Annotated in this window: 12 protein-coding genes; 3 read left to right on the top strand and 9 right to left on the bottom strand. The window is 64.5% G+C overall.

Annotated elements, in window-relative coordinates:
* Positions 1–14: 14 nt before the first annotated feature.
* The 5 genes from ACZ5Z2_RS09510 to ACZ5Z2_RS09490 all read right to left on the bottom strand — a co-directional run bounded on the left by ACZ5Z2_RS09510 (position 15) and on the right by ACZ5Z2_RS09490 (position 4,119).
* Positions 15–743, bottom strand: coding sequence for an ATP-binding protein (locus tag ACZ5Z2_RS09510; RefSeq protein ID WP_464758337.1), 729 nt, complete (start codon positions 741–743; stop codon positions 15–17).
* Complete coding sequence (gene istA, locus ACZ5Z2_RS09505) at positions 737–2,257, bottom strand: IS21 family transposase (RefSeq protein ID WP_464758335.1); 1,521 nt, start codon at positions 2,255–2,257, stop codon at positions 737–739. Before istA ends, ACZ5Z2_RS09510 begins: the two co-directional genes overlap by 7 nt.
* A gap of 275 nt (positions 2,258–2,532) precedes the next feature.
* The gene (locus tag ACZ5Z2_RS09500) at positions 2,533–3,060 is read right to left on the bottom strand and encodes a hypothetical protein (RefSeq protein ID WP_464758333.1); all 528 of its coding nucleotides are present in this window, start codon (positions 3,058–3,060) and stop codon (positions 2,533–2,535) included.
* Positions 3,061–3,062: 2 nt separating this feature from the next.
* Positions 3,063–3,761 carry a hypothetical protein gene (locus ACZ5Z2_RS09495; RefSeq protein WP_464758332.1) on the bottom strand — a complete coding sequence of 233 codons (699 nt, stop codon included), beginning with the start codon at positions 3,759–3,761 and terminating at the stop codon, positions 3,063–3,065.
* Between the two features lie 10 nt (positions 3,762–3,771).
* The gene (locus tag ACZ5Z2_RS09490) at positions 3,772–4,119 is read right to left on the bottom strand and encodes a hypothetical protein (RefSeq protein ID WP_464758331.1); all 348 of its coding nucleotides are present in this window, start codon (positions 4,117–4,119) and stop codon (positions 3,772–3,774) included.
* 177 nt (positions 4,120–4,296) lie between these two features.
* Here ACZ5Z2_RS09490 and ACZ5Z2_RS09485 point away from each other — a divergent pair, with 177 nt between their 5' ends.
* On the top strand, positions 4,297–4,602 hold the full coding sequence (locus ACZ5Z2_RS09485) for a helix-turn-helix domain-containing protein (RefSeq protein ID WP_464758330.1): 306 nt from the start codon (positions 4,297–4,299) through the stop codon (positions 4,600–4,602).
* A 50-nt stretch (positions 4,603–4,652) separates the two neighbouring features.
* On the opposite strand, the gene ACZ5Z2_RS09480 is transcribed toward ACZ5Z2_RS09485, so the two are convergent.
* A complete protein-coding gene (locus tag ACZ5Z2_RS09480) occupies positions 4,653–5,852 on the bottom strand; it encodes an HNH endonuclease (protein WP_464758329.1) in 1,200 nt (399 codons plus the stop codon).
* Between the two features lie 386 nt (positions 5,853–6,238).
* Between ACZ5Z2_RS09480 and ACZ5Z2_RS09475 the strand changes: the two genes are divergently transcribed.
* On the top strand, positions 6,239–6,706 hold the full coding sequence (locus ACZ5Z2_RS09475) for a hypothetical protein (RefSeq protein ID WP_464758328.1): 468 nt from the start codon (positions 6,239–6,241) through the stop codon (positions 6,704–6,706).
* Positions 6,707–6,736: 30 nt separating this feature from the next.
* On the opposite strand, the gene ACZ5Z2_RS09470 is transcribed toward ACZ5Z2_RS09475, so the two are convergent.
* Both ACZ5Z2_RS09470 and ACZ5Z2_RS09465 read right to left on the bottom strand, forming a co-directional pair.
* A complete protein-coding gene (locus tag ACZ5Z2_RS09470; protein ID WP_464758327.1) occupies positions 6,737–8,335 on the bottom strand; it encodes an MASE1 domain-containing protein in 1,599 nt (532 codons plus the stop codon).
* Positions 8,336–8,513: 178 nt separating this feature from the next.
* Entirely contained in the window at positions 8,514–8,975 is a 462-nt protein-coding gene (locus tag ACZ5Z2_RS09465) for a glycine zipper 2TM domain-containing protein (RefSeq protein ID WP_464758326.1), read from the bottom strand.
* A gap of 244 nt (positions 8,976–9,219) precedes the next feature.
* Between ACZ5Z2_RS09465 and ACZ5Z2_RS09460 the strand changes: the two genes are divergently transcribed.
* A complete protein-coding gene (locus ACZ5Z2_RS09460) occupies positions 9,220–10,257 on the top strand; it encodes a GGDEF domain-containing protein (RefSeq protein WP_464758325.1) in 1,038 nt (345 codons plus the stop codon).
* Between the two features lie 20 nt (positions 10,258–10,277).
* On the opposite strand, the gene ACZ5Z2_RS09455 is transcribed toward ACZ5Z2_RS09460, so the two are convergent.
* Positions 10,278–11,468 (bottom strand): cation:proton antiporter, encoded by a 1,191-nt coding sequence (locus ACZ5Z2_RS09455; RefSeq protein ID WP_464758324.1) that lies wholly within the window; start codon positions 11,466–11,468, stop codon positions 10,278–10,280.
* Positions 11,469–11,478 lie beyond the last annotated feature (10 nt).

Raw genomic sequence — 11,478 nt, 5'->3', positions numbered from 1 at the left:
GCGAAGCGAGTGGGTCAGGCCGCGCGAGCAGGCCGCTTCAAGGCGATGTGCTGGGAACGTTCGAGCACACGGCCAAAGATGGCCTCGGCGGCGGTTGGATCGTCAAAGAACCCGTCCCAGTCTTCGGGGGCATTCGGCGAGGCAATCAGCACCGCACTGTTGTGGCGGCGGCGCAGGTCGAGGATTTCCCGCAAGGCGTGGCTTTGCGGGCTGTTGGCGCGTTCGGTGGCGAAGTCATCCAACACCAGCAGCTTCATCCGGCCCAGCCGTTTCAGGAACGCGGGCCACGTGCCGCGGGTCTTCTCCATGGCGCATTCGGCCAGCAGTTCCGGCGTGCGTCGGTAGGCCACCGAGACCCGATGCAAAGCGGCCTCCCGTGCCAGGGCGGCGGCCAGATAAGTCTTGCCGGCCTGGGTCTCGCCGGTGATCAGGAGGGTGTGGCCGCGCTGAATCCAATCCCCGGTCGCCAAGTTGAACAGCAGTTGGGCCGGCAATCCGCGCGCGGCGCTAGGCTGGATGTCAGCCAGCGTGATGGTCAACGGCAGATCCGCTTGGGCGAGGAAGCGCCCGGCGCGCTTCGTGGCCGTGGCCTGGGTCTGGGCGTCCACCAACGCCAGGATGCAATCGGCGTGGGAGCGTCCCAAGCTCGCCGGATCTTCGGCCCACTGTTCCAGACGCGCGGCCATCGGGCCGAGCTTCAAGGCTTTCAGGGCGGCCACGGCGCGTTGCTGATCGCTCAACATGGCGTCTCCTCAGCCCGTTGGGTGTGGTAGCGGGCGCCCCGCGCGTGGGAAGCGCGGGGAGTGGGAGTTGACGTGGCCTCTTTGGCCGCCGCCTGGTTGTCGAGCAGGCGTTTCAGCGTGGTGATCCGCGGCGAGCGCAGCTCAAACGCTGCTTTGGCCACCTGATCCAGCACCGCCGTGCCGTGTTTGCGGGCCAGCGATCGCACCGCATCACAGGCGGGCAAGCCTCGGAACGGCTGGGATCGGTTGACCTGGTGTCGAACAAATCGCAGCACGTGCGGGCCGGCGTCCTGGGCCCAGGCCAGCATGCCGTCCGGGGTTCGTTCGGCTTGTGCCCGATGGGCCTCCGGCTGATGCGCGGACGCCGTGGTGTGCCCACCCACGATGACACTGCGAGGATGATGGGCCACGGTCTTTTGCCGATGACGCACCTCCACCGTGTCGTCGGTCAATCGGGCCTCCACCCGCTGCCCGATCAGGTCGTGGGGCACGGAATAGAAATGGCCGGCCACAGAAACGTGGTAGTCCTTCGGCACGGTCGGCACCACAATCCACTCCGCATAGACGTAGGGAGCGGATGGCAAGGGTCGCAGCACGGGTCGCTCCAACTGGTCGAACCGCTGCCGACGGCTGAGGCTGTCCTTGGCCATCGGCCGATCATTGGCTTCATCGAGCAGGGCCGCCACGGCGGCATTGAGTTCGTCCAGCGAGTAGAAGTGCTGGTGCCGCAATCGTGCCAGCACGCGATGCTGGGCGAACTTCACGCCGGCCTCCACCGACGCCTTGTCACGTGGATGGGAGGGGCGCGTGGGCAACACCGCCAGGCCGTAATGCCGAGCCAGGTCGGCATAGGCGCGCTGAATCTTCGGGGTTTTGCCTGCGGTGGTCACCGCCGATTTCAGGTTGTCCGGCACCAGCACCTGAGGCAAGCCGCCGAAGTAGTCGAACATCGCCACATGCGCCCGAAGGAAGTCCGGCACCTGCTGCGTCGCCGTGCACAGGGCGAACATCAGCGAACTGGCTCCCAGCACACCGACGAACAATTCCACCGGCACCTTCTGGCCCGAGGGATCAAGGTAGTGCGGTCGCAATCCCGAGTAGTCCACGAACACCCGCTCGCCCGGCACATGATGCTGGCGCATCACCGTCGGCAACGTGTCGCGGAAATCGCGCAGCTTGGCCGCCAATTGCGAATAGGACAGCGTTGTGTCGGGGCTCTCCCGCTTGTAGTCCTCCCAGAGCAGTTGAAGAGTCATGCCCTTGGCTTGGAGCTGGTCGTGGATCAGCGACAGGTCAGGCGTTTCCTTTCGACGACCGCCGGAGCGCGGCCGGTTCAATCGTTCCTGTAACGCCAGCGGCCCCAGCTCCACGATGTCCGCCCAAACCAATGCCTTCGCCCGGGCGAGTTGCCGATAGCGCCCCACGGTCGTTTTCGACACGCTCACGGAAGCGGCAATCTCCCGATCACTCAGGGTGGTCGTCAAGATCAGGCGAACAACATCGTAGGTTTGCATCGGCGGCTCCGTCGAGAAGAAGGGCCGCCGTTTTAGTCGAGGTTGGAGGGCTGTCAAGCCGGGTTCGGAATCGGTTCTGCGACGACGATGTTCCTCAAAAACCGCATCAGAATGCGGGTTTCAAGCGATGTCTCGGCGAAGCATCCGAAGGAAGAATCGATGGCCGAAGGCGAGTTTTGAGACAGCGGCCTCAGATGGCCGCAATCGGCCTTGCGGGTCAGCAAAAAAGAAAAGGCCGCCTCGGAGAGAGGCGGCCAGCGGTCGCGCCATCCGCGTCAGGATTTCAGCATCGCCGTCAGGCGCGCGTGCCATTCCTTCGCCAGTTCATGCTGGAAGTGGCCGCCCATTTTGATCCGATGGGTGGGGTGATCCAGGTTGTTGGTGGTGATGATCAGGAAATTGCTGTTATGCGCGATCATGCCGTATTGATTGGAACGATCCGTCCACTCGTGCTTCCAACTGCGAATGTCCGCCCGATCCAGAAGCCATTCCTTGCCCTTGATATCGCGGAACCACACTTGGCCCGTGGTGGCATTGATGGCGACGTTCTTGGTGTGGTGGGTGGTCTGGAAAGGTTGACCGTTCACTTGCAGCGTGATCGCCCCGGGGCCAGCGGTCTGGGGCTGGGTTTTGAACGCCGGGAAGAGCCGTGGCAGCAGGAACCACACGGCCACCATGCAGCCGGGCACCAGCAGGCCAGGGGGCAGGAAGCGAAGCCTGACGACGAAAAACAGGAGCCAGCCGGCCATGAACCCGGCCACGATGGCCAAAACGATGCGCCCCATCTGGATCAGGATGCCCATGATCAGCCTCCCGCCTTCTGTTCCAGCACCACTTGGCCCTGCGGGTCGAGCATCTGAATCTTCGTGATCTGAACCAACAGGGTCTGCGTGATGCCGCGGACTTTCTCGCCACCTTGGACATAGGCCCAGACCTTCACTTGGGGCATCCATCCCGCCGAAAGCCGGGACTGGATCGCCTTGGCTTGGGTTTCGTCCGGCACGCGCAGCCATTCGAAGGCGGCGGCATTCGTGGGGGCGATGTCAATCATGTTGACCCCGGCGATTTGCCCGTGCGACACCCCGGCCTGCGGGTTCATCAGTCCCGAGGTGAAGCCAAAGGCATGGTGGTCGAAGTTGTAAGGCGCAAGTTGGCCGCTCGTGTCCACCCACGAGATGTAGCGGTGATCCTTGGCCGTCGCCATTTCCGCATTGAGTTGAGGGAGGAGTGTGGCTTCCTTGTCTTTCTTCTGGAAGGGATCGGCCCCCATCAGAGTGGGATCAATGGCCCAGAGCATCATGTCGGACGGTTTCTCCCCGGAGAGGGCGTCATACATCACCCAGACCTGACGCGCCTGGGTGACCGGGACGTAAGCACTGTCTGGCGTGGACAGATCCGCTGTCGGCAGATCCGAGGAGCCACCGAGGGCAGCGGACACGCCACTGGGAGACTTCGAACACGCAGCAAGAGCGAGAACGAGGAGCAGAGTGAGGGAGCGCTTCATGCGGGTCTCCTCACTGATTGGACTGGTTCGATTCAGAACGGAGGTAGCGGCCCGTTTTGTCGAAGTAGAGGAACGTGTCGTTGCCACTGGTGTTCGCTTTGACCGGGGCGAAGGGGACGTAGTCACCCACGGAAGTCTTCGAAACGACGTATTGGTAATGGAGGCGTGTGGTGCCGTCGCTCTCCGTTTCGCGTTCCTGGGGCTGACCAAGCGCGGCGATGGCCTGGGTCATGGTTGTTTGATGCGGGACAAAACCTTGGACTGCATCCTGATTGAAGTCTTTGCCGATCGTGGTGGCGCAACCCGCCATCAGCATCACCGCAGCCAGCACGGCGGCCAGTTTCAGACTGTTCTTCATGAGGAACCCCTGTCTAGGCGCAGGTGAAGGTGGCGATCACCAAGGCCGCACCTGCGCCAACCTTGGCGAAGCGAGAGTAGCGTCGCTTAGTGAAACCAAGGGTAAACGAAAACACAAAGCCGGTGTATGGAAGGTTGGGTTATAGCTTGGGAGCCCGACTGGCTTTGGAGCGGGCCGATGGCACGGGCAAAGGAGCCGGCAGAGCGGGCCCCCAAGTCCCTCTACCGGCCAGAAAATCAGGTGTTCTTGGCGACACTGCGGGCCCTGCGCCAGCGCCACGGTCTGACCCAGGTGGAGCTGGCCGAACGACTGGGGCGATCCCAGAACTACGTGACCTCGGCCGAACGCGGAGTCATCCGGCTGGATGGGCTGCAACTTCGAGACTGGTGCTTGGCCTGTGGGTCAGATCTGACAGCCTGGGCGGCCGAGATCGAGCAGTCCTTGGGTGGTTCAGGCAAGGGCAAACGCAAGGCCCCGAAATAGACGAGCGGGGGCTTGGTCGGGCATAGCCAGGGGGTCTCAGCCTGATCCCTTCAACAAACATCAGGGCGCCGCTGACGGTCAGGCATCTGAGAAAGCCCATCATGGAAATCCTGGGCCTCCCTGAGTTTGAGATCTATGCAGGCGAGCTCAGGATGCACAAGATTGCCTAGGTGGTGTGCGATGAGATCGGCAGAGGTCAGCTCAATGGACTTATGAAGCTGAGGGAACAGAAGAAGGGCATAACCCATTGTGGGATCTATGAACCGACTGGCGAGGGTGCATGGTGCGAGTTTGACCGTGAACGGCATTTGTTGGTCGATCGACAAGGTCAGACAATAGGAGGGGCCTACCCTCATCACCGTCAGGGCCACAGCACCCGGATACCCGGTCATCTTCAAAAAAAGGGGATCTCTCGGGACGCCAAAGCTGGGGACGCCGGGGCTTTCCGGGTGTTCTGTTTCCCAGCAGTTCCTTCTCGCGTCTCGTGCATCCTGCGTTGACAGGTAGGCTTCGCCGAAAAGTGCGTAGCCGATGGCAAGCGTTATTTTTGCCATGAAGCGCCAGTCAAAATACATAAAAAGAGATGCGCGCCCAGGAACGGAGCCAGCACTCAATGCTTGCCGGATGATGGCAATGGTTGATTGCTCATCAGAGGATGCTGCATGGAACCCTTCCAGCCAATCTTCGGGCAGATCCAAAACAGTCACGCACAAGAGCCGCCGGATTTGCTTTCCACGAAAGGCTCGATGAAAACTGGCGAATGCCATTTTGAGCCGATCGGATGAGCCGGTTGTGGGGAACAGGAGCGCGGTAGACGGCTTGCGCTTCGTTGCGATTGGGTCGCCACCGAGATACCAGTAGAACCTCTCTTCACTATCACGTAACCAGATGACGCTTTCCCCTGATGGGCCCAACCAATGTTCAGCTACGTAACCTTGTGGAAGGTCAAGCTCAGGGAAATGGCTGATCCCCATGCAGATCATGGGGAGAGGGGCGTCGGCGAGATTGCTATACAGGCGGCGAGCTGCGGTTGCTAAGCGATTTGAGACGAACCAAGACTTGGCATAGGCGGCATCGACGAACAAACCGAGCCGGTTATTGCAGGTTTGGCATACGTTCCGAAGTAAATAGTGCGCGGGCGCGTGGGTGCCCCCCAGGAACTGGGGGATGGCATGTTCGATGGTGGCATCGGCCAGCGATTTGCGCTGGTCACAGTAAACGCATGTGAACCCTTCCGCGAGTGGCTCCATGGGGCATCCATTGAACTAGATCGTTATGGGAGGGGCAGGACGGGCACGTGACTTCCATGAGGTTCGCTTACCCTGGAAACTCGTCGTGATAGCCTTCCCGTACTTGGTCACCTCGGGAGGTCAAACTTTCCGACCTGGCTGGGCGTCGCAGGGCTTGTCTGGCTGGGAGGTCGATCCGATCCCTCTCTCTCCGCCAACACGATGGTTGATTTGCTCTTGCAGACCGCCAAAACAAAGCGACCGGCATGAGGCATGCCGGTCGCTTTGTTTTGGCGGTCTGGGTGCCCGCGCCCGCGGAACCATGGCCTGCCCGCTCTCCACCCGGTGCTACGCTGCCGAAGCCCCGCCGGGGCACCGTCCATTTCATCATTCAGAAGGGGTCGACCATGAATACCACGTCACGCCGCGTCTTGCTGGCCAGCATGCTCTGCCTGGGAGTGTCGGCTACCGCCTTTGCCGGAAACCTGCCGGCCACGGGGCTTGGGCAGGCATGGCCCAATGCCGCCGATGTCAGCGCCAGTCCGAGCTTCCACGTCTACGTGTTCATGCTGGGAGGCGTGAAGTACGTGCAGGTGAACGACATGAACGGCAATGTCCTGGGCGCGGTCGGCACGGCCGGCGGTCAGTTCATCACCTTGCCGGTGGGACGTTTCGCCCAGCTGGTGACCACGCCGCAGGATTCGGCTGCCGTCACCACCACCGCAACCCCGAGCGCCGCTCCTGCCGTCGTCTACCAGGACGGTGTGACCACGGTCACCGCCACGCCGCTGAGCGACGGCACGCTCCAACTCAACGCCGCCGCGGCGGCCACCGGTAACTGCGACCCGATCGAGTGCAACAATCATATCCAGTGACGATAAACCACTGGACGAGGCTCCCGGCAATCAGTTGTTGCCGGGAGCTTCGGGCTCGCGCAGTAGCACGCTGATCCGGTGGCTGCCAGGCAGCCACTTTTCGCGGCAAGCGCCTTCATAGGTCACCGCACGGTCGTGGATCGCCTGCAACCCCAGGCCGCTGGTGACTTGGTGCATCTGCGGCAGGAGTTCGTCCCATTGCACCTTGCCGGCGCGCGCGTGGTCAACATGGCCTTCGATGCGCAGCATCGCCTGCCGGCGCCCGTGCTTTCGGCAGCGAAGATGCAGGGTCATCCTGGCCACGTTCCTGGGTCGGCAGAGCGCGGCGACGGATTCGCACACGACGCGGTAGACGGCCAGTTGCAGAGCAGGGGACAAGCGATCGAACGGGCCGTGCAGTTCGCTCCAGTAGCTGATCCCGGCTACGTCCAGCATCCTGGCGATCGCGCCTTCCCGAACCGTCGCGGCCAGATCCCGATGCTCCCATGCGACCGGATGGAGCCCGTCGGCCAGCCGGTAGAGTTGATCCTGGGCGATCAGGGCATGGCGCCGGTATTTGGTGTCGTCCGTTCCGGGCTGCGGATGGCGAAGCCGCGCGGACATGGCCGCGAAGCCCGCGTTCACCGTTTCGCGCGCCTGCTCCACGGCGCGGGAGGCCATGAGCAACTGCGTCTCGCCGGACTGCATGTTGCGCCGGGCCAGGGCCAGCGCCATGCGCAGATCCGTGCGCTCGGCCTCCGTGCTCTGGCGCAGCACGGCGATCCGCTCTCCCAGCAGCAGCATGGTGCTGATGGCGAATGCGATGAAGACCTGTGCCTCCAACGTGTGGTGGTCGTAGCGTTCCGGCATCAGTGCCGTGATCGCGGTGCTCGCCAGCGTCCCGCCGATGGCGGCTCCCTGCCAGCCATGCCGCAGGGTGAGCCAGACCACCGGCACGAACAGGCCGACCTGCACGACCTGGCGCAGGGGGGCATCCGCCGGCGCCACGAACTCGATCCAGGCCAGCAGCGACAGGATGGGGGCGAGGATCGTCCCGCTTTCGATCAGCAGGCTTTTCCAGGCCAGTTGCCTGCCGAGTGACATCCACGAATGCCCCCTGCAGAACGAGCGCACGCACAACACCATGGGCACCAGGGTCAGCACGCCCAGGAAATTGCCCAGCCACCACCTCGCCGCCAGCTCGCCGTAGTGCACCACGTAGCCAGGGGGCAGCTTGGTGATGGCCAGCATCGCGATGTCGTAGCCGGACATGAGGAATGCGAGCAGCAGGGCGCATGCGAGCAGCGCTTCCATGCTCACCGTGTCCTTCGTCACGATGGGCCAACGCCTGCGGAAGAGGTTCACGACCGGCATCATGAACACGATGGAAGGCACCACGTTCAACACGGCCCAGGTCGTGCCCATTTGATCCACGCAGGCCAGGCTGAGATACGCGAGCGAAACGGCCTCGCCGGCAACCAGGGCGAGCCAGTAGCGGCGGTTGACCAGCAGCAGGACGGCAAGATGGAAACCAGTCAGGATCAGCCAGTGCGAGATGGAAAGCTCGCGCAGCAGCGTGACACCGATGCCGTACGAGACGGCAACGGCGATTTGGCTGCGCCAGGAACCTGTTGTGAATCCCCCTCCCATCGGCTTGCGCCTCGCTCCTTTGGTCGATGGCGTGCAGGAAGCCCGGTTGCCATGGCTCGCGACAAGGGCTGCAACAGTCTAGACGCAGAAATGGCATCGTGCCAGAAGATGGCAGGCCGAACCGGAGACGCGCAACGCCCCTTCAGGGGTGTCGCGTTTTCATGCGGTTCCGGAGGCCTCACTGGATCCGGGCGATGTTCCCGTTCGCATCCACCTGCACCAGGTCGCCCTGGCGGATGGCGCTGGCATCCTTGACCTGGACGTTCTGGTAGCTGCCGTTGCCCATCCTGATGCGCACGATCCAGCTGGTGTTGCCGCCGGCCTTGTTGCCGATTGCGTGGCCGGCGAAGCCGCCGCCCACGGCGCCGCCGACGGTGGCGAGCTTGCGCCCGTTGCCCTTGCCGACCTGGTTGCCGAGCACGCCGCCGGCAATGGCGCCGATGATCGCCCCGGCGGTGCCGTGGCCTCCGCCCTGGGTGACGTTCTGTTCCACGCGCACCACGGTGCCGCACTGGTCGCAACGCAGGTAAATGCCGTCGTTCCGCACCAGTACGCCGCTGCTTTGGGCGGCGGCGGTGCCGCTGGCGGCAACGCCGAGCATGGCGGCAAAGGGGAGGGCGAGCAGGAGCTTGGTGTTCATGGGGAGTCTCCTTGGTTGGTGGCGCGGGGTGGCGGCGCGGAACGATGCGGCCGACCGCAAGTTTATGCCATGGCTGCCCGGGATGAGTTGCAGGACGGTTTCCGGCGCTTTCCGGAGGGGCGGGCGCACCCCGGCGCATGCGGCAGAGCGCTGCCGAACGGGCTTGCGCGGGCCAATCGGTGCTGCTTGAATGATGCATCTTCCCTTGCCGCAGCGGCGTCAGCACGCCGCGAACGAGTCGACCATGCAGGCTGCCGTTTCCCCGATGGCTGTGGAAGAACTGGTCGGCAGGCTGGTCGATTCGATGGAACATGGCGATACGCTGGAAGCGTTGGTGCGCCCCCTGCTGGAGCTGCTGGAAGCGGTCACCGGCCTGGAGTCGACCTACCTCACCGCGGTCGACCAGGAGGCCGGCCTGCAGAGCGTGATGTACGCGCGCAACACCTGGCGCCTGAGCGTGGCCGAGGGGTTGACGGTGCCGTGGGAGGACACGCTCTGCCGGCGCGCGCTGGACGAGCAGATCAACTACACCGACGACGTTGCCGGCCGCTGGGGCGATTCCGCAGCGGCGCGCGAACTCGGCATCGCCACCTACGCCAGCGTGCCGGTGCGCACCACCGGCGGCAAGCTGTTCGGCACGCTGTGCGCCGCCAGCGACGAACGCAAGCCGCAGCGCGCCGACACGATCACGGTGATGCGGATGTTCTCGCAACTCATCGCGCGCCAGGTCGAGCGCGAAGGGCTGCTGGCCGCGCTGCGCAAGGCCAACGTCGCGCTGGCGGTCAGCGCGAACACCGACGAGGTCACGCGCCTGCCCAACCGGCGGGCGCTGCTGGAGGAAATGCGCCGGCGCATCCAGACGATGGCCACCGACGGCAAGGCGCTGCTGGTGGCCTTCGTCGACCTCGACGGCTTCAAGGGCATCAACGACCGCCACGGGCACGACATCGGTGACCGCTTCCTGATCGCCATCGGCGGGCGGCTGCAGGGCGCCCTGCGCGACGGCGATTTTGTGGCGCGGCTGAGCGGGGACGAGTTCGTGGTGCTTTCGGGCACGCGCCAGGAGCCGGCCGCGCAGGTGACCGACGTGATGGCCCAGCGCCTGCAGGCAGCATGCACCGGGCACTTTGCGCTCGACGACCTGGTGTTCGATTACGCCGGGCCGAGCATTGGCGTGGTGATGTCGGAGCCCGGCGAAACCGATGCGGAAGCCCTGCTGGCGCGTGCCGACGCCGAGATGTACAGGATAAAGCGCCTTCGCAGGGAGCGGCAGGACGGCTGAGCGGCCAGTGCCGTCGCGCTTCAGGCCGCGGGCGGCACATCCTGCGGTTCGTGCCGCAGCAGCCACGCAAGCACCGGCGGCGTGACTATCGCGGTGAGCAGGGACATCGCCACGATGATGGCGTAGACGCGGTTGTCGAACACGCCGGCGGCGAGGCCGAGGCTGGCGATCACCACGCCCACTTCGCCGCGCGGCACCATGCCGAAGCCCACGATGGTGGCGCCGCGCCGGCCCAGCGACAGCGCGCCCAGGCCGCCGCCGAACAGCTTGGAAATGATCGCGATCGCGGTGACCACCAGCAGCATCCACAGCGCGTCGGCGCTGGCCAGTTCGTGCAGGTCGATCTTGCTGCCGGTGACCACGAAGAAGAACGGGGTGAGCAGGGCCAGCAGCGGCTGGGTCTGCTGTTCCAGCGTGTGCTGCTGGCGCGTTTCGGAAGCCACCATGCCGGCGAGGAAGGCGCCGATGATCGCGGCGAGGCCGAACAGGGTTGAGACGTAGGCCAGGCCGAGGCACAGCGCCAGCGCGATCAGCAGCGGCGACTGCAGGTGGCGCGGCCTGTCCAGCCAGCTGGAGTTCCAGCGCATCACCCGTGCGCCGCCCCAGCCGACCACCGCGATGAAGCCGGCCGCCTCGCACAGCACCATCAGCAGCTTTCCCGGCTGGATGCCCTCGCCGCCCTGCAGCGACACCACCACGCCCAGCAGCAGCATGGCGAGGATGTCGTCGATCACGGCGGCGCCCAGGATCACGCGGCTTTCCACGCGCTGCAGCGCGCCCAGCTCCTGCAACACGCGCGCAGTGATGCCGGCCGAAGTGGCCACGAAGGCGGCAGCCACGAACATGGACTTGTCCCAGTCGAAGCCGTTGCCGTGCGCCCACAGCGTGCCCATGCCGAACGGCACCAGTACCCCGATCACGCCGACCAGCATGGCGGCCTTGCCGACTTTCTTCAGATCCTCCAGCCGCGTCTCCAGGCCCACCGAGAACAGCAGCAGCACCACGCCGATCTCCGCCAGCACGTCCAGCGGCGTGCCGGTGGCGACCTGGTCGGGCGTGATCCAGCCGAGCAGCGAGGGGCCGACCACGCAGCCGGCGGCGATTTCGCCCACCACGCCGGGCAGCTTCAGCCGCTGGGCGATTTCGCCGCCGACCTGGGCGGCGACGAACACGATGAACAGGGTGAGCAGGATGTCGTTGGCGTGATGCATGCGGGGCATG

The organism is Rhodanobacter sp. G1, assembly GCF_055397855.1.
Note: the sequence above shows the minus strand (reverse complement) of the source record. Positions and strands in the feature narration are given on the sequence as shown.